General features: G+C 45.6%; 18 protein-coding genes. 8 read left to right on the top strand and 10 right to left on the bottom strand.

Going from position 1 to position 26,810, the window contains the following annotated elements:
* Positions 1-56: 56 nt before the first annotated feature.
* Entirely contained in the window at positions 57-521 is a 465-nt protein-coding gene (gene tnpA, locus D1614_RS11610) for an IS200/IS605 family transposase (RefSeq protein WP_119438169.1), read from the bottom strand.
* An 831-nt stretch (positions 522-1,352) separates the two neighbouring features.
* A complete protein-coding gene (locus D1614_RS11605) occupies positions 1,353-1,781 on the bottom strand; it encodes a hypothetical protein (protein WP_147384170.1) in 429 nt (142 codons plus the stop codon).
* Positions 1,782-2,081: 300 nt separating this feature from the next.
* Here D1614_RS11605 and D1614_RS11600 point away from each other — a divergent pair, with 300 nt between their 5' ends.
* Positions 2,082-2,831, top strand: coding sequence for a DUF6261 family protein (locus tag D1614_RS11600; RefSeq protein WP_119438095.1), 750 nt, complete (start codon positions 2,082-2,084; stop codon positions 2,829-2,831).
* Positions 2,832-2,902: 71 nt separating this feature from the next.
* Here the strand turns inward: D1614_RS11600 and D1614_RS11595 are convergent, their stop codons facing one another.
* Complete coding sequence (locus D1614_RS11595; protein WP_119438094.1) at positions 2,903-4,108, bottom strand: MFS transporter; 1,206 nt, start codon at positions 4,106-4,108, stop codon at positions 2,903-2,905.
* A 322-nt stretch (positions 4,109-4,430) separates the two neighbouring features.
* Here D1614_RS11595 and katG point away from each other — a divergent pair, with 322 nt between their 5' ends.
* The 4 genes from katG to D1614_RS11575 all read left to right on the top strand — a co-directional run bounded on the left by katG (position 4,431) and on the right by D1614_RS11575 (position 12,741).
* A complete protein-coding gene (gene katG / locus D1614_RS11590) occupies positions 4,431-6,653 on the top strand; it encodes a catalase/peroxidase HPI (RefSeq protein WP_119438093.1) in 2,223 nt (740 codons plus the stop codon).
* Positions 6,654-7,086: 433 nt separating this feature from the next.
* Positions 7,087-8,259, top strand: coding sequence for a glycosyltransferase family 87 protein (locus tag D1614_RS11585; RefSeq protein ID WP_119438092.1), 1,173 nt, complete (start codon positions 7,087-7,089; stop codon positions 8,257-8,259).
* A 71-nt stretch (positions 8,260-8,330) separates the two neighbouring features.
* Positions 8,331-9,626, top strand: a complete 1,296-nt coding sequence (locus D1614_RS11580) for an acetylxylan esterase (protein WP_119438091.1) — start codon at positions 8,331-8,333, stop codon at positions 9,624-9,626.
* A 304-nt stretch (positions 9,627-9,930) separates the two neighbouring features.
* On the top strand, positions 9,931-12,741 hold the full coding sequence (locus D1614_RS11575; RefSeq protein ID WP_119438090.1) for a M16 family metallopeptidase: 2,811 nt from the start codon (positions 9,931-9,933) through the stop codon (positions 12,739-12,741).
* 108 nt (positions 12,742-12,849) lie between these two features.
* Here the strand turns inward: D1614_RS11575 and D1614_RS11570 are convergent, their stop codons facing one another.
* Together D1614_RS11570 and D1614_RS11565 are read right to left on the bottom strand one after the other, a co-directional pair.
* A complete protein-coding gene (locus tag D1614_RS11570) occupies positions 12,850-14,166 on the bottom strand; it encodes a TldD/PmbA family protein (RefSeq protein WP_119438168.1) in 1,317 nt (438 codons plus the stop codon).
* Positions 14,167-14,266: 100 nt separating this feature from the next.
* Complete coding sequence (locus D1614_RS11565; RefSeq protein ID WP_206609991.1) at positions 14,267-15,682, bottom strand: TldD/PmbA family protein; 1,416 nt, start codon at positions 15,680-15,682, stop codon at positions 14,267-14,269.
* Positions 15,683-16,262: 580 nt separating this feature from the next.
* Here D1614_RS11565 and D1614_RS11560 point away from each other — a divergent pair.
* Positions 16,263-17,276, top strand: a complete 1,014-nt coding sequence (locus D1614_RS11560; protein ID WP_119438088.1) for a glutamine synthetase beta-grasp domain-containing protein — start codon at positions 16,263-16,265, stop codon at positions 17,274-17,276.
* Between the two features lie 76 nt (positions 17,277-17,352).
* On the top strand, positions 17,353-18,495 hold the full coding sequence (locus tag D1614_RS11555; RefSeq protein ID WP_119438087.1) for a pyridoxal phosphate-dependent aminotransferase: 1,143 nt from the start codon (positions 17,353-17,355) through the stop codon (positions 18,493-18,495).
* 2 nt (positions 18,496-18,497) lie between these two features.
* On the opposite strand, the gene D1614_RS11550 is transcribed toward D1614_RS11555, so the two are convergent.
* Genes D1614_RS11550 through D1614_RS11540 form a run of 3 tightly spaced genes read right to left on the bottom strand, consistent with a single transcriptional unit; the run spans position 18,498 to position 21,789 of the window.
* Complete coding sequence (locus D1614_RS11550) at positions 18,498-19,355, bottom strand: HAD-IIA family hydrolase (protein ID WP_206609990.1); 858 nt, start codon at positions 19,353-19,355, stop codon at positions 18,498-18,500.
* 4 nt (positions 19,356-19,359) lie between these two features.
* The gene (locus D1614_RS11545) at positions 19,360-20,406 is read right to left on the bottom strand and encodes an aminoglycoside phosphotransferase/kinase family protein (protein WP_119438086.1); all 1,047 of its coding nucleotides are present in this window, start codon (positions 20,404-20,406) and stop codon (positions 19,360-19,362) included.
* 27 nt (positions 20,407-20,433) lie between these two features.
* Positions 20,434-21,789, bottom strand: a complete 1,356-nt coding sequence (locus tag D1614_RS11540; protein ID WP_119438085.1) for a glutamine synthetase family protein — start codon at positions 21,787-21,789, stop codon at positions 20,434-20,436.
* Positions 21,790-22,031: 242 nt separating this feature from the next.
* On the opposite strand from D1614_RS11540, the gene D1614_RS11535 reads away from it, so the two are divergent.
* On the top strand, positions 22,032-24,221 hold the full coding sequence (locus D1614_RS11535; protein ID WP_119438084.1) for a glutamine synthetase III family protein: 2,190 nt from the start codon (positions 22,032-22,034) through the stop codon (positions 24,219-24,221).
* A 476-nt stretch (positions 24,222-24,697) separates the two neighbouring features.
* Here D1614_RS11535 and D1614_RS11530 read toward each other — a convergent pair whose 3' ends face one another.
* Together D1614_RS11530 and D1614_RS11525 are read right to left on the bottom strand one after the other, a co-directional pair.
* The gene (locus D1614_RS11530) at positions 24,698-25,252 is read right to left on the bottom strand and encodes a DUF1697 domain-containing protein (RefSeq protein WP_119438083.1); all 555 of its coding nucleotides are present in this window, start codon (positions 25,250-25,252) and stop codon (positions 24,698-24,700) included.
* A 21-nt stretch (positions 25,253-25,273) separates the two neighbouring features.
* Entirely contained in the window at positions 25,274-26,791 is a 1,518-nt protein-coding gene (locus D1614_RS11525; RefSeq protein WP_119438082.1) for an AbgT family transporter, read from the bottom strand.
* Positions 26,792-26,810 lie beyond the last annotated feature (19 nt).

Here is a 26,810-nt window from a genome sequence, read left to right as displayed (position 1 = left end):
GAAATATTTATAGATCGAATCATGATGGGGAATAAAGGTGCAGCGCACCGAAACCACTAATCATCAAAAAAATCAAACAAATAATCGGCATTGTATTTAATATCGTTTTTATGTAAGATTTCTAAATATTCCTCCCTGAATGATTTCTTTTTGTGGTGTGTTTCCTGGTTTAACACATATTTTACTACCGCATCAATTTGTGAATTTGAATGCGTAAATGCCCCATACCCTTTTTGCCATTCAAATTTATACTTCGATAATTTATTCTGCTTTATCCATGCATTACTGGATGTTTTAATGTTTTCCACCAAATCGGGGATGAGTTGGTTTACGTTATAACCAATAAAAATATGGATATGGTCGGGCATGGAACCTATTGCCAGTAATTTATGATGGTTGTTTTGAATAATTCCGGTTATGTATTTTTCTAATTCATTAGCCCAGACCTTAGATATTAAGGCATCGCGGTTTTTAGGGGAAAATACCAGGTGGAAATATGCCTGGGAATAGGTATTTGCCATATTGTTATTATTTGAAAGGTTATTGGTACGCTGCACCTTTTATTCATTTGTGCTATATAAAGTTACAAATATTTCGGTGCTCTGCACCTCCTTTTTATCTTGTGCCATCTGCGCTACAAATATTTCGGTGCGCTGCACCTTCTTTTATTTTGTCCCTTCTATACTGTAAATGTTGGTAGTGCGCTGCACCTTCCTTCTTTTTTCTTATGCTATCTGTAACTACAAATATTTGCGTGCTCTGCACCTTCTTTTTACAGATGCTATCTGCACTACAAAGGTTAGGGTGCTCTGCACCTTTTTCTTTTTTTGTTCTTTTTGCATATCCACATTTGATTAACGGTGTGGTTTTAGCGGCATGGCCGCGAAATCTTTATAGGAATAAATTCATCAATGGAGATAAAGGTGCAGCGCACCGGGATATCTTTCGATAAAATCATGTTTCGTATAACGAATATTGCGGTGCTCTGCACCTCTTTTTTATCTTACGCTATCTGTAGCTATAAATGTTAGCGGTGCTCTGCACCTCCTTTTTACAGATGCTATCTGTAACTACAAATGTTTTCGGTGCTCTGCACCTCCTTTTATTTTGTTCCTTCTATACTGTAAATGTTGGTAGTGCTCTGCACCTTCCTGCTTTTTTCTTATGCTATCTGCACTACAAAGGTTAGGGTGCTCTGCACCTTTTTCTTTTTTTGTTTTGGTTGGATATCTATATCTGGGTAAAAGGTTGGTTTTAGCTGCATCGCCGCGAAATCTTTATAGCTCGAAATTGTCGTTGCAAATAAAGGTGCAGCGCACCGTGATATTAGTCGTTAAAGTAGTTTTGCATTTTTAAGAATCCGGAGGATTCAAATGTGTGTAGCTGGAAAATGTGCCGAACGAACATCCGACTCCGGCCGGAGTCGTACATCGAACAAATGCATTTTTTCTACCAACATTTAATTCCGCCGGGATTTTGTTATTTGGCCCCAGCCTCGCATCAGCCGTGGCTTTTCGAAAATTAAACAATCTTGCAGCGCTTGTAACTTGCTGATTATTGGGTTGCTGCAGCCGTGTAATTGCCCAGCCAACTTTGTGGCTGGCTTCCTGCAGCTGTGCAACAAGGGAAAAAATATTGTGGAAAGCTTCCCGCAGCGCTGCAACAAGGAAGAAAAAGTTGTGGCTCGCCTGCTGCAGTGCTGCAACAGGCAAAAAAAAGTTGTGGCTGGCGTTTTGCAGAACTGCAGCAAGCAAAAAACAAATGTGGTTGGCCTGCCGCAACTTTGCAACATGGAAAAAAATTCCGTGGTTTGCCTGCCGCAGCGCTGCGGTAAGGTAACAAAACCATTTTCGCGTGTTTCGCAATTGTATTTCGCGCCAACTGGCCCCGATGTTTTTGTGTATGGGCTTAGTGGTTATCGGTTTAGATGCTGTGTAGCATGGTTTTAGGTATTGACTTTCGTACACATTTGCCCTAATTTTATTCAACACAAAATAGAACTCGCAGGCAACTACCAGTTTCCGAAACTGAAATTAGATAACCTTTTAAAACCTATTTATTAATCCTTTAAACAAATTCAGATGAATAAAATTTTAAAACTCGTATTGTACAAACTCCGCAACGGAGAATACTTTCAGTTTATGAGCGACTTTAAAAGTTTGCTCCTGGCACTGACCCCGGCTGCGATACACTCGGAGGCCGAATTTGCCGATTTTGACACAGCCCTTACCCGGCTCGACGATGAACTGCGCGTGGATCAGGGCAGTGTGTTGACCGAAGAATTACAGATTATTGACCTGGACCGCGACAATGCGTGGCGGGCCATCGATATGCGCATCAATGCTACTTTGCTGTGCACCATTCCCGAAGAAATGGAAGCTGCCAAACGCCTCAGACGGGTATTCGATCTGTACGACGATGTTCGCCGGATGACCTATAACGAAGAAACGGCAAGCCTGACGAATTTGGTGGGCGATTTGACCAAGCCGGTAAATGCCGGTTTTGTTACCACATGCAGCCTTGATACCTGGGTGACCCGCTTAAACGATCTGAATGTGGCGTTTAAAGCCAAACAGAATGAACGCGACACCGAGCTGGCCAACAAAAACAGCGGCAATGCAAAAGTGGTTCGTCTTGAGATGGATCCGTTGTACGAATTGATGGTTGAACGTGTAAACGCTTTGGTGAGCTTAAATATGCAGACTCCCGAAATGGAGGATTTCGTAAAGGAGCTCAACCAGAAGATTAAAACATTGGAGATTACGCTGGCTACCCGGGAAGGCCGGAAAGACAGCGGCGAGGAAGAACCTCCTGCACCTGAAGTCAGTTAGATTAATTTACAGGCATAATTTTTGGTTTTAAAGGTTAACAAAAGCATCCTTCCTCCGGGGAGGATGTTTTTTTATGTTTTGGAGATAGCCGGTTCAGTTGTCCGGCTGTTCCATTTCAGGATAACAACCATCAGTAAAAAGATAAAGGGCAGGTTGATCAGCAGCAATACCTGCCAGCCCACAGCAAAAATAAACCACCCGGCAGAAAGCGAGGCAACCGCCTGTGTTCCGAAAATCACAAAATCGTTTACCGCCTGTACCTTGAAGCGCTCGCCGGCACGATAGGCTTGCGGCAGCAGGGTGGTGCCGCCGATAAACAAAAAGTTCCAGCCAATGCCCAGCAAAACCAGCGACACCCAGTAATTCAGCAAATGATGTCCTAAAAAAGCAATGGCAATACAAGCCAGGTAGGCCACCAGCCCAATCATCATCATTAAAGGGATTCCCAGTTTGCGGATGATCCACGCCGTAATCAGCGAGGGCAGAAACATGGCAATAATGTGGCTTTGGATCACCCACTTGGTGTGTGCGAGCGAATGGCCTTCCATTACGTGCATGTGCACCGGAGTGGCCGTCATAATAAAACTCATTACCGCATAACCGATGGTGGCGCTCAGCAAAGCCACCCAGAAAATACGTTGCTGAAAGATCGCTTTTAAAGGCCGTTGCGGGCTTTCCGCTTTTTCTTCCCGGATCACCGGGTTTCTGAAACCCAGAAGAAACAGCATGGCCACCACAAACAAACCACTCAGCATGATAAAAGATCCGGCGAACTCCACCTTTAGCAGGTCTTTCCCGAAAACCGCGATCTCGGGCCCCAGAAAAGCCGCCGCAATTCCGCCCACCAGCACCATGGATGCCGCTTTGGGAATCAGCGCCTCGTCGACACTTTCCATCGACGCAAACCGAAACTGCATCACACAGGAGTAGGTTCCGCCAAATAAAAAAGTGCTGAAACAGAAAAGGTAAAAGTTGGATAGGAGGATGGAATAACCCGCGAGAAATGCTACTGCAATCGAATAGGAAATCATGATAAAAAAGGATCGCCTGCGGCCGATGGTATTCATCAGCAAGGTAACCGGCGGGATGGCAAGGGCTGTACCAACTACAATGCTGGCAACCGGAAGCGTAGCCAGGTTTTCGACAGGTGCCAGTTGAGTGCCCACCAGTCCTCCCACAAATACAACCAGCGAACTTACCGATAAAATCAGTGCTTGTGCAATGGTCAGTATCCATACATTCGAAGGGAGGCCGGCAATCGTTCTTGAATGATTCATAGGGTTCTGTACTTGTTGAAAGTTGTTCCGTTTATTGATTAACCAGAACAACAATCGGCATGTCGGGAATGTTTCGAAGCTGATGTAATGAGGGAGTTAATCTTGCGCAGGATCGGCCTTGTTGCTTTTCGGATGAGGATGTGACGAAATAACCAGACTTTCAACTGTTTTGATGGGGTGTTTTCTTGGATGCAGACGCAAATCTTTTGTAAATTGAAACTTTCGTTGATGAAACCGGGGTATAAGCAATGATTATGAGAGCATAAAATTTATAAATAGAGGTTATTGTATCTTGAGTCAAACTACTTAAAATTCTGAGAATATGGAAAACAACAAGCATCCCGAATCATCCGCAAATAGCGAAAGCAAATGCCCGTTTCACGGAGGAGCCGCGCAGCACAGTGCCGGTGGTGGCACGTCTAACCGCGACTGGTGGCCCAATCAGTTAAAGCTGAATATTCTGCGGCAACATTCGTCGTTATCGAACCCAATGGGTGACGATTTTAATTACGCCGAGGCGTTTAAAAGCCTGGACCTGGCCGCTGTGAAAAAAGACCTGGAAGCCTTGATGACCGACTCGCAGGACTGGTGGCCGGCCGATTACGGGCATTACGGGCCTTTGTTTATCCGAATGGCGTGGCACAGTGCCGGGACCTACCGTACGGGTGATGGCCGCGGTGGAGCCGGAGCCGGGCAACAGCGTTTTGCACCGCTTAACAGCTGGCCCGACAACGTGAGCCTCGACAAAGCACGCCGGTTGATTTGGCCGGTCAAACAAAAATACGGGCGGAAAATATCGTGGGCCGATCTGATGATCCTCGCCGGAAATGTGGCGCTGGAATCGATGGGCTTTAAAACCTTTGGATTTGCCGGTGGCCGCGAAGATGTTTGGGAACCCGAAATGGATGTGTACTGGGGCGCTGAGAAGACCTGGCTCGAAGACGAACGCTATACCGGCGAACGGGACCTGGAAAACCCGCTGGCAGCTGTGCAAATGGGCTTGATCTATGTAAACCCGGAAGGCCCGAACGGAAACCCGGATCCATTGAAAGCGGCTATTGATATTCGCGAAACTTTTGCCCGAATGGCCATGAACGACGAAGAAACCGTGGCATTGATTGCGGGTGGTCATACCTTTGGCAAAACCCACGGTGCCGGTGATGCATCGCTCGTAGGCCCCGAACCCGAAGCGGCTCCGATTGAAGAGCAGGGGCTGGGATGGAAAAGCAGTTTTGGAACCGGAAAAGGCGCCGATACAATTACCAGCGGGCTGGAAGTTACCTGGACCAAAACCCCCACCAAATGGAGCAATAACTTTTTTGAAAACCTGTTTGATTATGAATGGGAGCTTACCAAAAGCCCGGCAGGTGCTCACCAGTGGAAACCACGGGGGCAGGCCGGAATGGGAAGTGTACCTCATGCTCACGACCCGGAAAAACGAATAGCACCTGCCATGCTGACCACCGACCTTTCGCTGCGCTTTGATCCGGCTTATGAGAAAATTTCCAGGCGTTTTTATGAAAATCCCGATCAGTTTGCCGATGCATTTGCCCGGGCGTGGTTCAAACTTACGCACCGCGATATGGGGCCTCGTGCCCGCTACCTGGGGCCTGAAGTGCCCGAAGAAGAACTGATCTGGCAGGACCCGATACCGGCCGTTACACACGAGCTGGTAAACGAACAGGACATTGCCGTTTTGAAAGAAAAAATACAGAACTCTGGTTTGTCGGTTTCGCAGATGGTTTCTACTGCCTGGGCGTCGGCATCTACTTTCCGTGGTTCGGACAAGCGGGGAGGGGCAAACGGAGCCCGCCTTCGATTGGCGCCTCAAAAAGACTGGGAAGTGAACAATCCTAAACAGTTAGCCTCAGTTCTTGGGACGCTCGAAAGCATTCAAAAAGAATTTAACGGGCAGTCGGGGAACGCGAAAGTTTCGATGGCCGATCTGATTGTACTGGCCGGTTGTGCCGGTGTGGAGCAGGCCGCTAAAAGTGCGGGCGTGCATGTGTCGGTTCCTTTTGTTCCGGGCCGTGGCGATGCAAGCCAGCAACAAACCGATGTAGAGTCGTTTGGTGTGCTGGAACCGGCAGCCGACGGATTCAGAAATTACATGAAAAAGAAATACTCACTATCAGCAGAAGAAATGCTGGTGGACAAAGCACAACTACTGACGCTCACTGCGCCGGAAATGACGGTTCTGGTGGGTGGGTTGCGCGTATTGAATGCCAATTACGATCATTCGCAGCACGGAGTGTTTACCCAAAAACCGGAAGCTTTGAGCAATGATTTCTTTGTGAACCTGCTGGACATGGCAACCGTGTGGAAGCCGGTTTCGGAAGATGGAGACCTGTTTGAAGGCCGCGACCGCAAAAGTGGCGAGTTGAAATGGACGGGTACCCGTGTGGATCTTATTTTTGGTTCCAACTCCGAACTTCGTGCCTTGGCAGAGGTATACGGAAGCGCCGATGCCAAAGAGAAATTTGTAACAGACTTTGTTGCAGCCTGGAGCAAAGTGATGAACCTGGATCGTTTTGATCTGCAATAGAAAGATACATAGAATAGAAAAGGTGGTTCGGAAAGATCCACCTTTTTTGTTTTTTGCAGGTGTAATATCATCCTCTTACAAATGTTTTAAACCTTTATTCTGGAATAGGAAGGAAGTGAGACAAATTACATAGGTTGGCCTCGGGCGGTGAGCCGAAAAACAAGTGAAGACGGCGTTAAAAGAGTTCGGCTGTTTGACCCCGAGTATTCGGGGGAGTTCCGAACTCTTAGCCGGCAATACGTGGTTTTTTCGTGCGAAGCGGACGCAGCCTGGACTTTTGTGTTTACTATTTGTGTCATGATAAATAGTAAAATCCGGCTGATAAGCCAAAGATCGATAAAGAAAAATCTCCTTATAAATAGATAATCTAATCGGACAATAGTGCTTAAAAATCAGTAATTTTCTTCTTCAAAACTACTTAACTATATGCAGAATGCTATTTTCTGACAAGACAAGGAAAAAAATCAGTCAACTGTTTGCTTCGCGCAGGTTTATCTTTTTTGTGGGTTTTGTACTGGTGCTGCTGGTTTCCACAGTTAAGGTAATGGACGACCGCTACAAGGTTTTCCTGGTGTATAAGTTCGGAACGCTCGATTTTTGGAACAATATCAATCCATACGCCAACTGGCAGCATCCGCTCGACCGGTACTTGTATGGCCCCGTGTTCTCCGTGTTTTTCCCGGTTTTTGCCTTTTTGCCTTCGTGCTTAGGAGCTGTGCTGTGGAATGCCTTCAATTATACTTTGTTTTTCCTGGCAGTTTTTGCGCTTCCGGCACCGCAGTTTGATTTTAAAAAGAAACGTTTTGTTTTCTGGTTTCTGTTTCCGATTGCGCTGACGGATTTGGTTTATTTTCAGTCCAATTTGTTGGTGGCATCCCTTTTTATGCTGGTCTATTCAATGCTGGAACGAAACCAATTCATGTATGGGATTTTACTGCTGTCGTTTTCTGCTTTCTCCAAAATTTACGGTTTGATACAATTGGGAACCTTGTTGTTTTACAAGCGCTTTACACGAAATGCGGTCGTTGCTGCATTGTTATTTGCGGGCTTGTTTTTGGTGCCGTTAATTAAAATACCGGGCCCGGAACTGCTAAGTTATTATCAATCGTGGTTTACGGCTATCGGGCAGCGGCACAATCCCCTTGATTTTGAGGTGATCTATCGCCTCTTGTACCTGTTGGGGTATAAAAGTGTAGTAGATCATGTAGTTTATATCCAGGGAATATCGTTGTTGTTTATTTGTGCGGGCACGTTGTTGAATTACAAAAGATACCACGAAGCTACTTTCAGAACACAGGTGCTTGGCATTCTGTTGGGCTGGGTGATTTTGTTTAGCACCACCGCCGAAAAACACACCTATGTAATAGCAATGGCCGGACTGGTTTTGTGGTATCTTTCCGGACCCAAACCGGCATTCGACAAAATACTTTTGTGGCTTAATTTTTTCCTGATTATACTGGTTCCGATCGATGCAATTTTTCCCAAAGCCCTGATGCGGTTTTTGTATGATACCTTAGGATTGAACCTGGTATTGTTCTCGCTTACCTGGATAAGGATGTTTTCATTTACTTTTGGAGCCCGCGTGTTTAGCCTGAAAAGCAAATAAACCCGGGAAAGCCTTTGCGGACAATCGAAATAGACGTATTTTCAGCATCCGAAAATCAGATAAATCTTACCATGAATAAAATCAAACACCTGACCCTTGCCGCGGTTTTTACTTTGCTGGCAGTTTTTGTTTCCCTGGCCCAAAATGTTGTACTGAAACAAAGCAACGCAGACGGTATCTATTCGAAAGGAGAGAAAGTAAAAGTTAGTTTGCTGGTTAGTGAGGTGGAAACAGATTCTATTTTGGTGAAAGTGGATACAAACTTTTCGGGAAAAGCAGAATGGAAGCCAATTAAAACGCCCGGGGAAGAGCTGGTTTTGCTCGACGAAAGATTTGACAAGCCAAGGTCGATGATATTTAGTGTAAAAGCAGGTGATGTGGTAACATCCACCGGTTTTGTAAGTGATCCGGGAGGTTTTTCTCCGGCCACAAAACGACCCAAAGATTTTGACCGGTACTGGAGCCGGCAAAAGAAGGAATTAAGAGCTTTGCCGGTAGAGATCGAAAGTGTTCCGGTAGTGTCTGAAGTACCAGATTTTATTTGCTCCGATGTGGAGATCAATTGTCTGGGGCCGAAACCGGCCCGCGGATATTTTGCCAAACCGGAAAACGCTGCGCCCGGCTCGCTTCCCATTGTGCTGTATTTGCACGCGGCGGGAGTAAAAGGTCACTGGTGTTTGTCGAGAGCTGAAACCGCTCTGAAATATGCTCAAATGGGAAAAGGGGCTTTGTCGTTCGATTTAAATGCCCACGGTATGCTGAATGGTCAGCCGCAGGAATATTACGACGGGTTGGAAGAAGGGGAGTTGAACGGTTACTGGGAGCTTGGAGCTGAGAACCGCGACGAGAATTATTTTCGCGGGATGTACCTGCGTTTTCTGCGTACGCTCGACTTTTTGTGCAGCCAGCCCGAATGGGACGGCAAGCGTATTTTGGTGATCGGAGAAAGCCAGGGCGGGGGACAGGCATTGGCAGCTGCGGGTTTAGACCACAGGGTGAGTGCAGCAGTGGCAGTTGTGCCCGCCATGTGCGATTTTGGCAGAACGCTCAATGATGAAGCCGGAGGATGGCCCAAACCTTTTGCATTTTCAAAAGACAAGGATAAAATGCTGGAGACGTATCCGTATTTCGATGCCGCTCATCTCTTAAAAGGATCAAAAGCAACCTTGGTGATTGAAATCGGGTTGATTGATTATACTTGCCCGTCCACCGGAATATACGCTGCAATTAACCAGACAAAAGGAGAAAAGACAGTTTTGGTAACACCGTATCGCGCACACGCCCTGGAGCAAAAGGAATTTCAGAAGCAATGGGAAGAGACCATTTACCAGCCTCGTCTCGATTTTATAAACGATTACCTGAAATAAACGTTTTTAAAGTTTACCAATCGCTTAAGGCCTGCTGGTGGCAACTCGTCAACATGGTAAGGCTTTGTAGGCGCATTTTCGGATTTCATCCCTAAGTAGATGGGGTTTTTAAGGCATAAAACCACGGTTTTGTAACTCTGCTGTGCCCTTTTAAAACGGAGGGTAAAACTTACTTTTGTTCAACATGAAACTTTTCAATATAAAATATATTTTATTTCATCTCGTTGATTTAATGAGTAATAACAGTTTTATCCTGTCCATTTTATATTAACTTCGTTCAAAACAAAAAATCTTCCTTTTAATCATGAAAAAACTAAATCTCCTCCTTATCGTAGTTGTTCTTAGTTTGATTTCGTGTTCAAACAGACAACAAAGTGACGAAAAACTTTCCGTGCCTTATGAGCAGTACCAGTTAGATAACGGCCTCAGCGTTATTTTGCATCAGGATAAATCGGATCCGATTGTTGCCGTGGCAATTATGTACCACGTAGGCTCGAACCGCGAAGTTCCCGGTAAAACCGGATTTGCCCATCTTTTTGAACACATGATGTTTCAGGAATCTGAAAATGTCGGGCAGGATGAATTCTTTAAAAAAATTCAGTCGGCCGGAGGAACGCTCAATGGCGGAACCGGAAACGACCAAACCATTTATTATGAAGTTGTTCCGCGAAATGCGCTGGAAATGGTGCTTTGGATGGAGTCCGACCGCATGGGCTACCTCGAGAATACCGTTACCAAGTCGGCTTTTGCCAACCAGCAAAATGTGGTTCAAAACGAAAAACGTCAGTCGTACGACAACCGCCCGTACGGTTATAACAGCTGGCTGATTGCAACGAATCTTTATCCCGAAGGGCATCCGTACAGCTGGACCGTTATTGGCGAAATGGAAGACCTGTTTAATGCAACGGTTGATGATGTAAAAGAATTTCATGCAAAATATTATGTTCCCAACAATACAACCATTGTGCTGGCGGGCGATTTTGAAGCGGAAGATGTGAAGCCGCTGGTTGAGAAGTACTTCGGGGAAATACCGGGAGGTGAAAAAGTCGAAGATTTGGAGCCTCAGCGGGTTAGTTTGCCAGAAACAAAAAAGCTGTATCACGAAGACAGCTTTGCCAAAACGCCGCAGTTAACCATGATCTGGCCTTCGGTGGAGGAATATTGTGACGACGCTTATGCGCTTGATTTTCTGGCTCGTGTTCTGGGAGATGGCAAAAAGTCGCCGTTTTACCGGGTGATTGTAAAGGACAAGAAACTGGCTCCGCGCGCCGGGGTTTACAGCAATTCAATGGAACTGGCGGGTCAGTTCACCGTCTCAGTCAATGCCAATGCCGGCACAAGTCTGGCCGAAGTGGAAACAGCCGTTTTTGATGCTTTCAAACTTTTTGAAGAAGAGGGAATTACCGAAAGAGACCTCGAAAAACACAAAGCAGGGCTTGAAACACAGTTTTACAGTGGCATGAGCTCGATATTGAACAAGTCGTTCCAGTTGGCTATGTACAACGAGTTTACAGGGTCGCCAGGTTATATCGAACAGGACATTGAAAAAATTAAAGCAGTTACTATCGAGGATATTAACCGGGTTTATGAGACTTACGTAAAAAACAAACCTTACCTGGCAACCAGTTTTGTTCCGAAAGGACAGGTTGATTTAATCGCCGAAAATTCGGTAGACGCCGGTATTGTTGAAGAGGATGTTTTAACTGCGACAGAAGTAGATCAGTCAGCCATTGCCGAAGAAGAAGTGATTGAGAAAACACCGTCCGGTTTCGACCGCACGGTAGAACCAGCCAAAGGTCAGGATCCGGAAATTACCGTACCGGCTGTTTGGACGGATAAAACGGAAAACGGGATGAAGGTGTTGGGCATTAAGCACGACGAGCTTCCGCTGATTCAGTATTCCATTGTTATGGACGGCGGACATATTCTTGAATCGAAAGAAAAAGCAGGCGTTGCCAGTTTTCTGGCCAGTATGCTTACCGAAGGTACCGCCACCAAGACACCCGAAGAACTGGAAGAAGAAATAGATTTACTGGGAGCTCGCATAGGTGTTTATTCCGGAACTGAAAATATGGCCATCTCAGTGAATTGTCTGACCCGGAACTACGAAAAGACACTGGCGCTGGTGGAAGAAATTTTGTTGCAGCCACGTTGGGATGAAGAACAGTTTGAATTGACCAAACTTCGGATGATCAACAACATTAAACGCAATCAGGCCAGTCCGAATTATCTGGCAAGCCTTGCGTTTGATAAGCTGGTTTACAGCGATGATCATATTTTATCAGTGCCTGGAAGCGGAACTCTTGAGTCACTCGAGGCGATTACCATGGATGATCTGAAAGAATTCTACAATAAATCGGTATCTCCTTCGGTGGCCCGGATGCATGTTGTCGGGAAAATTGACCAGGACCGGGTGATGGCAGGTTTGGGTACTTTGGTGGCCAACTGGAAACCCTTTGCTGTAGAAATTCCAAAAATCGAAGCTCCTCAGGCTCCTGAAAAATCGGCTATTTATTTTGTAGATGTTCCCGGTGCCAAGCAGTCTGTAATCACAATAGGACATTATGCAATTCCTCGTTCTTCCGCTGATTTTGAGCAGGCAACAGTGGTAAATTACAAGCTTGGCGGAAGCTTTAATGGTATTGTGAACCTAATTCTGCGCGAAGAAAAAGGCTATACTTATGGTGCACGAACTTACTTTGCAGGAGGAAAGAATTACGGAACCTTCAGAGCCAGCTCAAGCGTACGTACTACTGCTACCGGCGAATCGGTTCAGATATTCAAAGACGAAATTGAGAAATACAGAACCGGTATTTCGGATGAAGACTTGCAGTTTACGAAAGATGCGCTGGTAAAATCGAACGCACTTGAGTTTGAAACACTCGGAGCACTTCATTCGATGCTGACCAATATCAGTGCTTACGATCTGCCTTTCGACTATGTAAAAAGAGAAGAGGCCTTTGTTAAGTCGCTGACACCTGAAATGCACAAAGAACTGGCGCAGCGATTGATAAAACCGGATCAGATGTACTATGTGGTGGTGGGAGATGCCGCAACACAACTTCCGGTATTGAAATCCATTGGATTGGGCGATCCCGTTCTTCTGGAGCTGTAATACCGGTTGTTCAAAATCCCATACGGCATTTGAAGGTACAACTGGTATAAAAAGAAAAGCCGTTCTTCCGTCATCCGACAGAAGAACGGCTTTTTTTATGCTTTTTTTCTATAATCCGCTAAAATCGATATTCTCAAAAAGAATAGAAGGAGTTCTCCACGATGAATTCTGGTTAACGTCGTTACCAACTTCGCCAATACTCGACCACAGTTGCTTCATGTTTCCGGTAATGTTCATTTCGGCTACTGGCTTGGTGATTTTACCGTCTTCGATGAGGAAGCCTTCGATTCCATACGAAAAATCGCCCGAAGAACCATTGCTGTTTCCCCCGTTAAATCCGGTCACCAAAATGCCTTTGTCAACCGAAGCAATCAAGCCTTGAAGGTCTTTATCACCGGTTTCAAAAACCAGGTTGGTGGTGCTGCCACTTGTCGGTTCCATTTCCAGCTTTTTACCGTAGTAAGTATCGATGTAATAAGTTTTCAAAACACCTTTGTCGAACACGGTACGTTTTTGGGTGGCAAGCCCTTCGCCGTCAAACAAGCGCGACCCGCGGCCTCCGACAATAAACGGATCATCGGTCAGCGTCAGTTTTTCGGAAGCTACCTTCTCTCCCAGTTTATTGATGAGGAAAGAGTTTTTTTGCTGAATTTCCGATCCGCTCAAAGCATTGATCAGTGGCCCAAAAATGCGGCCAACCTGTCGGTTTTCCACAATCATGGGCATGGTGCCCGACTGGATCTTTTGCTGGCCTATTTTGCTCAGTGCTTTTTCCAGTGCAATGCTTCCGGAGCCTTCTTTCTTTAGATTCGCATATTGAATGGCACTTTCGTTCCAGCCTGCTTCGGGGCGGGCGTCACCACCTTTCACCGATACCGAAGTGTAAACGCCAAAAACCGAATTGGAGGAATCGCCTTCAAAACCGTTGCTGGTGACCATTACACGTTCGTTTTTGTTGTCGTAGTAACCGGCTGAAACCGAAATAAGCCGGTCGTCTTTTCCAAAAACTTCGCTCTCGGCATCAAAAGCCAGCTTTATTTTTTTCTGCGGATCAACCTTGTCAAAATCCTTGTCGAGCAGCTCTAGGTTGGCACCTCCGCCTTTGTAATACAATTCCGGTTCAGGCAGTGTCCTGAATTCATCTTCCGAAAGAAACCGCGTTCCGGCAATGGCTTCTTCGATGAAATGTGCCAGTTCTTCTTTTTTCAAGCGGCTGGTGGAGTGAGCAGAATATCTTCCGTCCACAAACAGGCGAATCGAAAGTCCGCTCTGAATGGCCTGTTCCAGTTTATCAATTTTTTGTTCGCGTACTTCCACGCTGCTGCTAACGCTGTTGGCAATGGTTACGCTTGCCTGCTGGGCGCCGTTTTCCAGTGCATGGTTCATGGCCCACTTGGCGAGATTATATTTTTCTTCTTTATTCATTTTTTTAGCTTTTAGCGGCAAGCTTCAAGTTGCAAGTTGAGGAAACGGTTAAAATCTTGCATTGAATAGCTCGCACTTTAAACACTGAACTCTAAACAAATTACGCGTTGGTACCGCCCACCGTCATTTTCTTAACCAAAACAGTTGGCAGACCCAGCGTTACCGGAACCGATTGTCCGTCTTTACCGCAGGTCCAGGTACCGCTGTCGTTTTTGTAGTCGTTGGCGGTCATGGTAATGTCGGCCAAAGCCTGCGGACCGTTCCCAACAATGTTGATGTCTTTGATCGGGCGCGTAAGTTTGCCCTTTTCTATGACGTAGCCCGATTTTACAAAGAAGGTAAAATCGCCGGCACCGATTTTTACTTCGCCGTTGCTAAAATTGTCCACATAAACGCCGTAATCCACTTGTGCGAGAATATCGTCGACAGTGTGCGGGCCGTTTTCCATGTAAGTTGAACGCATACGAGGTAATGGCATGTTGCGGAAAGATTCGCGCCGTCCGTTTCCGGTTGGCTCAACTCCGTAATATTGCGCACTGATGCGGTCGTGGATGTAACTGTTCAGAATACCGTCTTTTACCAGGTAGGTTTTCTGTACGTCGTTACCTTCATCGTCAATATTGATGGCGCCGCGGTCGTAAGGCAGCGTTCCGTCGTCGATGATATTGATAAAATTCTCGGCTACTTTCTTGCCAAATTTATCGCTGAAAATGGAGGTGCCTTTTCGGTTGAAATCCGCTTCAAAGGTATGTCCGATGGCTTCGTGAAGCAAAATTCCCGAGCCTCCGGCTCCCAGCACCACCGGCATTTCACCGGCTTTGGGTTTGCCTGCCTCAAAAAGGAGGTTGGTTTTTTCAATGGCTTCTTTTGCAATCTCGTCCAGCAGTTCGTCGGTCATTACCTCAAACCCCGAGCGGAAAGAACGCGCCACATAGGAATTTTCGATCTGTCCGTCTTTTTCCATTACGCAAACAGCTCCCACTCGCATCATCGGGCGGTAATCGTACGTCAGTCTTCCTTCTGAGTTGTAAAACAGCACATACGATGTTTCGTCTCCGAGAAAAGCATTGACCTTGCTCACTTTTTCATCAAGGCTGAAAACCTTGTCGTTAATTTTTTGCACAAAAGGAACTTTGTCGCCAATGGTTACATCGGTCCACTTTTGTTGGATGGGGTAAAAATTGGCAGGCGCTTTTTCGTTCACACCTATTGGGGCGAACTCGTTTGGCTGGTCGGCAATGTTGGCTGCCAGCTTTGCAGCATTCAACATGTCGTCCAAACTGATGTTTTCGGAATAGGCAAAGCCAGTCTGGTCGCCTTTCAAAACGCGTATTCCTACTCCAAAATCAACATTGGAGTACGCACGGTTCACTTTCCCGTCTTCCAGCGAAATGCTGTTGGTGATTTTGTGTTCAAAATAAAGGTCGGCATAATTACCTCCCTTGCTCATAGCAGCTGCAATTACCTTTTGCAGCATTTCTGCAGACACTTCAAAATGATCTAAATAGCTCTTCACGTTCGCTGAAATTTGTTCGTTATGGCACGATTGCAAAAATGAGGGAAGCATAACACTCCCCGCTGCAAACATACCACTTGTTTTGATAAAACTTCGTCGATCCACATTCATAGCGGTTTATTTTAAGTGATTTTTGATTTTCATAAATATCCTGATAAGTATTGTTTTACCCTGTATTGTTACAAAAGAACCTTAGTGTTTTTGGACCAGGCGATTTTTGAAGGCAGTCAGTTTATGTTAAAGTGATCACACACGATTTTTTTCTGAAGGGTTCCCGATACGGAAAAACAGAAATTATTTTCTTGGGTCCTAGGGTGTGTTTTTGTGGGGGTGTGATTAGAAAATTAGTATGAAAAGGAAAATAAGTGTTGTATTTTAATGGTTGTTTGTGGTATGTGTCTTATTTTTGTATTGATGATATCTTCGGAAGTGGGGGGTGTGGCAAAAAACGGATTTTAATGTAAATTTTGTATTAACTTTTTACATTTTGTTATAAAACAACCGAAGTCAATTTCATTTAATCATACTTTTGCGTCGAACAGTTATAGATTATCCATAATTTAAAATAATTTATTACACTATGAAATCAAAGTTGGAATACATTTGGCTGGACGGTACTGTACCAACCCAGCACCTGAGAGCAAAAACCCGTGTTGCAGAAAACTTCAGTGGTAAGTTGGAAGATTGCCCGGAGTGGTCATTCGACGGTTCTTCAACTAATCAGGCTGCAGGTGGTTCTTCTGACCTTTTGTTGAAGCCGGTATTTATTTGCCCTGATCCGGACCGCAAAAATGCTTACCTGGTATTAACCGAGGTTTTGAATGCTGACGGAACTGCACATGATTCCAATGGTCGTGCTCATATCGAGGAAGAGGATGAAGATTTCTGGTTTGGTTTTGAGCAGGAGTATTTTCTGTACGATCCTCAGACCCGTCTTCCGTTAGGTTTCCCGGCAGGTGGTTTCCCGCTGCCACAAGGACCTTACTATTGTGGTGTTGGTGGTTCTAAAGCTTTTGGTCGTCAAATCGTAGAAGAACATTTCGATCTTTGTTTGGAGGCTGGTTTGAATGTTGAAGGAATCAATGCAGAAGTAGCCGCCGGGCAATGGGAATTCCAGATTTTTGCCAAAGGTGCGCACAGTGCCGGAGACCAGATTTGGATGGCTCGTTTCCTATTGGAGCGTACAGCCGAAAAATACGGTGTGGATGTAGAATGGCATCCAAAACCACTGGGTAAAGACCTCGACTGGAACGGTTCGGGTATGCATGCCAACTTCTCTAACGGTTTAATGAGAACCTGCGGCGATGAAAAAGTATTTACGGCTATTTGCGAAGAATTCGGAAAGCATGTGCCGGAACACATCGCTGTTTACGGTGCCTACAACGATCAGCGTTTGACTGGTAAGCACGAAACAGCTGCTATCACCGACTTTAGCTACGGTGTTTCTGACCGTGGTGCTTCAATCCGTATCCCTGTTGGTACAATCGAAGCTGGTTGGAGAGGTCGTTTGGAAGACCGTCGTCCTGCTTCTAACGGAGACCCGTATAAAATCGCGGCCCGTATTATCAAGACAACAAAACAAGCGAAAATTTAACTTTATAGTTGCAAAATAAAGAAGGCTGTTCCGTTCGCGGTGCAGCTTTTTTTGTGTTTTTTTGTGCCCCGAAACTATGGATAAGAACAGGCTAAAAATAGACCGGTATTTGTTTGACGAAACTTCACATTCGCCATCGTTGGTGGATATTGTGGGTGAAGACAGGCTGGATCAAGTGGTGGATTTTTGTTTTATTGAAAATCCTTATTTTCCGGGGAAGGCGTTGTTGCGAAAAATTCAGCAGAAACTGCCGGTACTTATTAAGTTCTATCCATCGAGTAACCCGGTATTGGCGCAAAAGGAGCTCGCCTCGGTAGTGCATGCGCAGCCCGAACATCTGGTGATCGGAAACGGAGCCACAGAACTCATAACAATCATTCAAAGCCAGCTGGTTTCAGAAATGGGGATCCCCGTTCCAACTTTTAGTGAATACATCGAGAAGCTTGAGCATTCAGGAAAAGTGAAGCTTTTTCAGTTGCCGCACGAAAAAGGCTATCAGCTCGATTTGGATGCATATGCCGAATGGTTGGAGCAGGAAAAACCGGACACTGCACTGATCATTAATCCGGGAAATCCGACGGGACAGCTTATTGGGTTGGATGAAATGCTGGGGTTTCTGAGGCGGATGCAACACCTGAAACTGATCCTGGTGGACGAGTCGTTTATTGATTTTGCGGCGGATGAAATACCATCACTTATTCCACATGTGGCTGAATTCCCGAATCTGATCATTGTGCGCAGTATGAGCAAACACTGCGGAGTTCCCGGCTTGCGGTTGGGCTATTGCTGTACGGCCAACGAGGTGTTTCTGAGAAAGATCAGAAATGTACTTCCTGTTTGGAATATCAATACTTTGGCCGAGTATTTTTTAACGCAGCTGCGCGAAACGGACAAAGAATACCACGTGGCCAGGAATAAAGTGATAGCCGATGTGGACTTGCTATTCAATCAACTGAAGGGGATTGATGGATTTGAAGTGTATCCCACCGGGAGTAATTTTATTTTGCTGAAGATCAAGGGCGGTTCAACCGCATACGATGTGCAGATGCGTTTGCTGGAGGAGTTTGGTGTATATGTGCGTGATTGTTCCAATAAAACCGGAATGGATAAATTTCACATCCGGGTTTCATCAAAAGGCCGAAAAAAGGATAAGGTGCTGGTAGAGGCGCTTCGCCAAATTTCAAAAGAGCTGGGCAAGCCTCAGTCTGGCTTTGAATAGCATTAAGGTTCAATTACGGCCGATTCGCACACGTATGTGGGAATGATTCCGGAACTTCCAATGCGGATACTTGCCATTTCGGGCAGTGTATTTCCTGAAAGAACCAGTGCGGTGTCCAGTCCGAATTTGTTTCCGCCGATGATGTCGGTGTAAAGTGTGTCGCCCACCATTAGTATTTCATCTCTCTTTACGCGAATGTCCTGAAGTGCACGTTCGTAAGCAAGCAAAAACATCTGGGCATCGGGTTTGCCGAAGCGGATGAATTTCTTTCCAAGGATTTTTTCCACCAGGTCGGCGAGACCGCCGATGGCTATCGAGATGTCGTTTTTGTTTACCGGGTAGTTTTTGTCGGTGTTGGCAACCACCACGTTCATGTTTTTTTTGCGCAACAGGTTGATCGATTTGTTGATGTCAACGTTCCAGTCGAAACCTTCATCGTCCAGAAAGGCAAACGATTGTATGTGGTCGATGTGGTTTAAGTCGACATCGCCGATCGGAACGGTATGCAAACCTGCTGTTTCAATGTAGTGTGCCGATTCCCGGGTGCCAAGGTAGGCCACCGAATTACCGTCCTGCAACTTGGTTTTAAAAAATTCCATGGCCAGCATTCCCGACGACAGAATTTTGTCGGTGGTAATGCAGTTTAGACCTCGTTTTATGTACCAGTTGGAAAGCTCCTCCGGACTGCGTGACGAGTCGTTGGTAAGTACATAATAGTAAATGCCTTTCTTCTCAAGGTATTCAAAAGTCTGATTGATATCCTGGATCAATCCACTGTGGTTTTTAAGCACTCCAAAGGCATCAAAAAATACGGCTTTGTAATTGGTTACAATACTTTTAAAACTTTTTGTTCGCAACATTCTGCTATAATTTTAAAGTCTTCAATATTTTTTCCACCCGGTAATTGGCATCCATTGCCGGGAAATAGGTGTCGTAAGCCTCTTTAATAAGTTTGTTGGAATAGTATTTCCGGAAAAAGTACGGACCGTCTTTGATTACGTAATTCAGGATAAAAAAACGGTAGGTTTCTTTGATTAGTCGGACTTCTGCAACGCTTAGCGGGAAAATCCGGTGGTATTCTTTCAGGAATATCATAAAGCGGTCTTCCATCAGGGTATCCACCAGGTAGCTGAAAACAGTGCGGTCGCCCACATCGGAAACCACGCGGCTGAAAAAATAAAAATCCATGACGCGCGACGACATGCGAAACCAGTCGTAATCCCAGCGGGAATAAAACTTACCATCGCCGGTTACCGAAAAGTTACCAATGTTCCAGTCCACAAAAACCGGGATCGTCTCAATCTCGGTCATGTAATTGGCTTTGTCGGCATTTTCGAGAAAGCAGTCGGCATGACGAAGGATCATATCGCGGTGCGAGTCGCACATTTTTATTTCTTCCTTGTAAATCGACCGTTTCAGACGTTGAATATCAATGATCACATTTTTTGAAGAATGTGGCAACTGGTTGGATACGTTTGTACAGGCTTTGTGAAAACGGGCCAGTTCGCGTCCGAGCTTTTTTATGTGCTTTTCTTCCAGGCGCCGGGGCAGTTTCTCGCGTATCAGAATCGGGTTGTAAAACACCACCCAGGCGCTTCGGTTTAGCTCGTGGTAGCGGTAAATAAACAACTCGTTGCGTTTTACCAGCGACTGCGCCAAAAACATCTGGTACGGATATTCGAGGTTATTGGCCAGGTTGTTTATGATGATGTGGTCTTCTCTGAAGTCTTCAAAATTGCCGTATTCCGAAAGTTTGGCAAAAACCGGTTCGCGTTTGTAGAACGATACCTTGTAAACGTGGTTGGTCGAAACCTGGGCGCTAACATCAAAAACACCTTTTATTTCGTGTCGGTCGCCGTCCAGTTCCCGCCATGCGAGTTTAATTATTTGTGCATAATCGCGTATTTCCATTGCCTGCTGTTTGCTCCCAAAAATAAGCTAAATAATTTCAAAATATCTTCTTAGTTCCCACTTCGGATCATTCCTGTCGATTTGCCGGCATTCCCATTCGCGGGTGGCGGTAAAGTGTTTTACAAACTCATGTCCGAAAAGTTCAGCAGCAATCTCTGATCCTGCCATTTTTTTTGTGGCTTCCTCTAAATTGGCGGGTAATTCGCCGCCGCCTTTGTTTTGATAACCGTTGCCGGTAGTGGCTTCGCCCAACTTCAACTGCTTTTTTATGCCATACAAGCCCGAAGCAAGTGCGGCGGCCATTACCAGGTAAGCATTGGTGTCGGCACCCGGCACCCGGGTTTCAATACGGGTTGACTGAGGCGCTCCGGGAATAGCACGAATGGAAGTGGTGCGGTTGTCGATTCCCCAGGTGAGGGTCGACGGTGCCCAGTCTCCACCGCTTAACCGCCGGTAGCTGTTGGGGTTGGGTGCAAACATCGGCAAAATATCGGGCAGGCAATACAGTTGCCCGGCAATGTATTGTTTCATGGTTTCACTCATTTTGTGCGGATCGTTCGCATCAAAAAACAGGTTGTTTCTGTTTTCCAGGTCCCATAAGCTTTGGTGAAGATGCCCTCCACTGCCGGGTAGTTTTACATTCCACTTGGCCATAAAGGTGGCTACAAAATTATGGCGGTAAGCAATCTCTTTTACCGATGTCTTGAATAAAAGAGCCTTGTCGGCAGCACTTACCACTTCGTCATGAATCACAGTGGCTTCCATTACTCCCGGCCCGGTTTCGGTGTGCATTCCTTCCAATGGAATGTTAAATTGCTCCAGCAGGTCAAACAACTCATGAAAATATTCCTGGTTGAGCGAGGTCCGGATAAGTGAATATCCAAACATTCCCGGAGTGATGGGGTTTAGTTCATCAAAATTACCGGCACTTATTTCACTGGGTGTTCCTCTAAAGTTGAACCACTCAAACTCCTGCGAGAATATGGGAGTAAAACCCATCGCTTTGCTTTGGTCGGCGATTCTTTTAAGAAGGCTTCGCGAGCAAACGGCTTTGGCATATTGAGGATCTTTGCTGAAATCTCCCAAAAAGAAAGGGATGTTTTTTTCCCAGGGAATTTCGCGGAAAGTAGAAAGATCGATGTGGGCTTTGGCATCCGGGTAGCCGCTGTGCCAGCCCGTTATTTCCGAATTGTCGTAGCATTTGTCGTTGCAATCCCATCCAAAAATTACATCGCAAAAGCCAATTCCGTTTTCCACTGAACTCAGGAACTTGTCGCGGTGGATGTACTTTCCGCGCAAAATTCCATCGATGTCGGAGAAAGCGATCTTTACTTTTTTGGTGTCTGAATTTTGAATTTTATATAGAATTTCAGCCTTGTTCATTCATTTTTTGATTTTGGTTGAAAAATACTGCTTGTTGAAGCAAATATCAAATCAAGGTTCAGCTCTTTCTGTAATCAAAGATCGTTCTTTTTTGTCTGTTTTTGAGTTGGTGGCCCCTTTGCAGATAGAGTTAAATGAGAAATAATGATAAATTTTTAAGATAGTGCCCTGTTGTGATGTAGGAATAGGTTGATTAATGCTATTTTTGAGTCCAGACATTTATCAGACAAAAACATCATACAATGGCACAATTCAGATTTAAAGCACTCGAAGAGATGCTAAACCGCAAACCGGATGAGATTGTCAGGGAAGAAAACCTGGTGTCGGATTATTTTGGAATGCTGGTTTTCGATAAAACAAAAATGAAGAAATACCTGTCGCGTGAGGCCTACAAAGCAGTAATCGACGCGATTGAGAACGGCACCACCATCGACCGTAAAATGGCCGACCAGGTAGCGCAGGGAATGAAAGCCTGGGCGCTTGAAAACGGAGCTACGCATTATACGCACTGGTTTCATCCGCTTACCGACGGAACAGCCGAGAAGCACGATGCTTTTATTGTGCACGGTGCCGATGGGGGAGTGATCGAATCGTTCTCGGGTAATTTGCTGGCGCAACAGGAACCCGATGCTTCTTCGTTCCCCAATGGTGGTATCCGCCAAACGTTCGAGGCGCGTGGCTACACAGCCTGGGATCCAACTTCACCGGCTTTTATCAGCGAAACTACCTTGACCATTCCTACGATTTTTATTTCGTATACCGGTGAGGCGCTCGACTACAAAACACCTCTTTTGCGTGCGCTGCAGGCCGTAAGCAAAGCGGCAACGGAAGTGTGCCAGTATTTTGATAAAAATGTGACGTCGGTACAGACAAACCTGGGTTGGGAGCAGGAGTATTTTCTGATTGACGAGGCTTTGTTTATGGCGCGTCCCGATCTGCTCCTTACCGGCAGAACACTGATGGGGCATGCCTCTTCCAAAGATCAGCAACTGGCCGACCACTATTTTTCATCGATCCCGACGCGCGCCAACCGCTTTATGCAGGATGTGGAAAACGAAGCGTACAAACTGGGGATTCCGGTGAAAATTCGCCACAACGAGGTGGCACCCAATCAGTTTGAGTTTGCACCGATTTACGAAGAAGCCAACCTGGCCAACGACCATAACCAGCTGATGATGGATATTATGCAGAAGATTGCCCGGAAGCACAAGTTCCGCATTCTTTTTCATGAAAAACCATTTTCCGGCATCAATGGCTCGGGTAAGCACAACAACTGGTCGCTTACTACCAATACCGGCGTTAATGTGTGTAAACCGGGGAAAAATCCAAAGTCGAACCTGCAATTTTTGACGTTTGTGATAAACACCATTCAGGCTGTTTACGATGGACAGGATTTGCTGCGGGCGAGTATTTTAACCGCTTCCAATTCGTACCGTTTGGGTGCCAATGAGGCGCCGCCGTCTATTTTGTCGGTTTTCCTGGGAACGGAAGTTTCGAACATGCTCGACCATATGGAAGAGACAGTGGTAGACCGGAAAATGACACCGGACGAAAAAACAGCCCTGAAGCTTAACATCGGACGAATTCCCGAGATTATTCTCGACAATACCGACCGAAACCGGACCTCGCCGTTTGCTTTTACGGGTAACCGTTTTGAGTTCCGTGCCGTGGGCTCGTCGGCCAATAACGCCTCGGCGATCATTGTGCTGAATACCTTGGTGGCAAATCAATTGCAGAAGTTTAAAGTAGCAGTAGACAAGCTGGTTGAAAAAGGTGTGAAAAAGGATGAGGCAATTTTTCAGGTTCTGAAGGAGCTGATCATCAAATCGAAACCGATTCGCTTTAACGGCGATGGTTACAGCGATAACTGGGTGAAAGAAGCCAAAAAACGCGGCTTGTCTAACGTAAACGATGTGCCGGAAGCGCTGGAAGCCTACTTGCGACCGGAGAGCAAAAAGCTGTTTAGCAAGCTGGGTGTCCTTAATGAATCGGAACTGCGCGGAAGAGTGGAGGTTGAGTTCGAAAAATTCATCATGAAGATCCAGATTGAAGCGCGCGTTCTGGCAGATATGGCCATCAATCATATTGTTCCAACTGCGGTTGAATACCAAACCATGTTGTTGCAAAATGTGAAATACCTGAAGGATGTTTTCGATGCGGAAGAATACGAATCGATGGCGGGCGGACGTCTTGATTTGATTCGTGAAATTGGAAATCATGTATCGGCCATTAAAGCCAAGCGCAAGGAAATGACGGAGACACGGGCGCGCGCCAACAAAATTGAAGACATTCACAAGCGTGCCAGGGTTTACAACGAAGAAGTACGTCCCTTCCTTGATGATATTCGTGAGCACATCGATAAGCTGGAATTAATTGTTGATAACGAAAAATGGCCGCTTCCGAAGTACCGGGAGTTGTTGTTTGCACGATAACTTATACTGAAACCGCTCTTTTAAGGGCGGTTTTTTTTCTGAAAGTCAATTTTAATAAATATCCAACTCTCAATTTTGAATGTAAAATATCCAACAAAATTCGGAAAATTGGATATTGGGAATTCTACATTGAATGTTCTGCATTAAAAGTTAAAAGCAAATCCCGGATAGGATTATACATCTAAACTTTCATTTCTATTGGTGATTCTCCGGAATCATGATTTTTTTATTCTCAGGTTGGTAGCAAAATTTCTTTGGCTTGTGACTGTTGTTCTTCCTTCTTTAATTTTTGAATGTTGAATCATTTTCAGCTAACAATGAATATAGTCATGCACTTTAGTACTGCCTGTCAATGTTTCTTGAAATCGTCAATCTGCAATCGTTAATCGATATTCATCATTCATAACTCCTGCTAATCCTTCAGATTTCATTCTATATCCAGGTATCATGTATTTCCAAAGGTGTGCGATTTAGTTTTATTGCTGAATGTTTTGGGCTATTTCCAACAGCTTTTGTGTGGTTTTCCAGTTACGGGTGGTAGCCGAAACACCCAGTCTGGCTTCCAGAAAAGTATTGTTTAGTTTGGTTCGTCCATAGCCATGCGGACAATACAAATAAACTGCTTCGGGCGTTATGTGAATTTCTTCGCCTTCCATTGCTTTGGACAAAATGGCGTCGGGATGATTTGATTCCGGTGCAGCCGCCAGAAAAGTTACGTGCAAAAACGCCGGATCTTTTGAGGCGTCCTTCGCAAAAGGATTATTAGCCACAATGTTTTGCCAGTGTTCAATGGTGCGCACAAGTACCGGAACGTCATAACCGTAAGTTGACTTAATTTGGTGGGAGATTCGTTCTGCCAGTGTTTCTGTCTTCTGCTCCGAAGCTACAAAAACTACATTTCCACTTTGAATGTAAGTGCTCACCTGCTGAAAACTCAACTGTTCGTACAGCTTTTTCAAATCAGTCATTTTCAGTAGGTTTTTTCCGCTTACATTAATGCCCCGCAGAATGGAAATGTAGGTTTGCATCATTGGGTATGTTTCAATGTTTGTTTAAGCGGCTGCCGGGTAAAAAAGTCCTGAATCAGGTCCTACGGGCCAGCCAAGTAATAACCACGCGACCAGCAACAGTACCCATACAATAAAGAAGAAGATGGTGTAGGGCAGCATGGTGGCAATAATTGTCCCGATGCCGGCACCTTTATCGTAACGCTGAAAGAATGCCACTATCAACGCAAAGTACGACATCATGGGAGAAATTATGTTTGTAACCGAGTCGCCAATACGGTAGGTGTTTTGCACCAGCTCCGGAGAATAGCCCAGCAACATAAACATAGGGATAAAAGCGGGCGCCAGAATGGCCCATTTGGCCGAAGCACTTCCCATAAAAAGGTTCAGAATTCCGACCAAAACAATAAAAGCAATCATTAACGGGATGGAGCCCAGCTCAAGCGATTTAATAAAGTGTGCCGACTCGATGGCAAAGATCAACCCGATGTTGGTCCATTTGAAATAGGCAACAAACTGAGCTGCAAAAAAGGTAAGAACAATGTAAATTCCGAGGGTTTCCATGGCTTTTCCCATGCCTTTCATTACGTCGGTGTCGTTCTTGTAGGTTTTTGCGCCAATACCGTAGGCCACACCCAAAACGGCAGCAGCAATAAAAATAATGGCAACAATTCCCTTCAAAAATGGCGAATGCAGTACATCTCCGTTTTCGCCTCTGAGGAAGCCGTTTTCGGGCAAAATTCCGATTAGAATAAAGGCCGTTAACGCAGCGCCGGCAACGATGGAGAATTTGAGCCCGCGCTTTTCGTAATAATTTAGTTTTCGTAATTCTTCCGGTTTTTCATCACCTTCGTAAACACCCAAACGGGGAACAATAATTTTTTCGGTTACCCAGGTTCCGGCAATGGCGATAAAAAAGGTGGAAACCACCATAAAGTAGAAGTTGGCAGCGGGGTTTACCATGTATTCCGGATCGATAATGTGGGCAGCCTCTTCTGAGAGACCTGCCAACAGAGGGTCGATGGTGCCCAGCAGCAGGTTGGCGCTGTATCCGCCCGAAACTCCGGCAAAAGCCGCAGCCATTCCTGCCAGCGGGTGTCGTCCAACAGCCAGGAAAATGATAGCGCCCAGCGGCACCAGCAATACGTAGCCAACTTCGCTGGCCGTGTTTGATAATATGGCGGAGAAAACAATGACGAATGTTAACAGGCGTTTGGGTGCCGATGTTACCAGCAAACGCAGCACAGTGGCAATAAAACCGCTGCTTTCGGCAATTCCAATTCCGAGCATGGCGACCAGAACGGTTCCAAGCGGAGCAAAGCCGGTAAAATTGGTGACCATTTGTTCCAGTATCCGGCCTATGCCGTGTTTCGATAGCAGGTTCACCGGTTCTATCATTTCACCGGTACGGGGGTGTAATGCATGAATATCGAAAAGACTAAGGAATCCCGATAGAAGTACTACCAATAAAGCAAAAAGAGCAAATAGAGTTGCGGGATGCGGAAGGGCATTGCCGCCCTTTTCTACGATGTTTAAAAATCTCGCAAGGTATTTGTTATTCATATAAATGTATTAAAGAACT

Origin of the sequence: Maribellus luteus (assembly GCF_003576475.1) — a bacterium.
In the GTDB taxonomy this organism is placed as follows: domain Bacteria; phylum Bacteroidota; class Bacteroidia; order Bacteroidales; family Prolixibacteraceae; genus Draconibacterium; species Draconibacterium luteum.
Note: the sequence above shows the minus strand (reverse complement) of the source record. Positions and strands in the feature narration are given on the sequence as shown.

Coding starts and splice junctions, on each gene's coding strand:
- tnpA (WP_119438169.1), bottom strand. CDS start 521: ATGGCAAATACCTATTCCCAGGCATATTTCCACCTGGTATTTTCCCCT.
- D1614_RS11600 (WP_119438095.1), top strand. CDS start 2,082: ATGAATAAAATTTTAAAACTCGTATTGTACAAACTCCGCAACGGAGAA.
- D1614_RS11595 (WP_119438094.1), bottom strand. CDS start 4,108: ATGAATCATTCAAGAACGATTGCCGGCCTCCCTTCGAATGTATGGATA.
- katG (WP_119438093.1), top strand. CDS start 4,431: ATGGAAAACAACAAGCATCCCGAATCATCCGCAAATAGCGAAAGCAAA.
- D1614_RS11585 (WP_119438092.1), top strand. CDS start 7,087: ATGCTATTTTCTGACAAGACAAGGAAAAAAATCAGTCAACTGTTTGCT.
- D1614_RS11580 (WP_119438091.1), top strand. CDS start 8,331: ATGAATAAAATCAAACACCTGACCCTTGCCGCGGTTTTTACTTTGCTG.
- D1614_RS11575 (WP_119438090.1), top strand. CDS start 9,931: ATGAAAAAACTAAATCTCCTCCTTATCGTAGTTGTTCTTAGTTTGATT.
- D1614_RS11570 (WP_119438168.1), bottom strand. CDS start 14,166: ATGAATAAAGAAGAAAAATATAATCTCGCCAAGTGGGCCATGAACCAT.
- D1614_RS11560 (WP_119438088.1), top strand. CDS start 16,263: ATGAAATCAAAGTTGGAATACATTTGGCTGGACGGTACTGTACCAACC.
- D1614_RS11555 (WP_119438087.1), top strand. CDS start 17,353: ATGGATAAGAACAGGCTAAAAATAGACCGGTATTTGTTTGACGAAACT.
- D1614_RS11550 (WP_206609990.1), bottom strand. CDS start 19,355: ATGTTGCGAACAAAAAGTTTTAAAAGTATTGTAACCAATTACAAAGCC.
- D1614_RS11545 (WP_119438086.1), bottom strand. CDS start 20,406: ATGGAAATACGCGATTATGCACAAATAATTAAACTCGCATGGCGGGAA.
- D1614_RS11540 (WP_119438085.1), bottom strand. CDS start 21,789: ATGAACAAGGCTGAAATTCTATATAAAATTCAAAATTCAGACACCAAA.
- D1614_RS11535 (WP_119438084.1), top strand. CDS start 22,032: ATGGCACAATTCAGATTTAAAGCACTCGAAGAGATGCTAAACCGCAAA.
- D1614_RS11530 (WP_119438083.1), bottom strand. CDS start 25,252: ATGATGCAAACCTACATTTCCATTCTGCGGGGCATTAATGTAAGCGGA.
- D1614_RS11525 (WP_119438082.1), bottom strand. CDS start 26,791: ATGAATAACAAATACCTTGCGAGATTTTTAAACATCGTAGAAAAGGGC.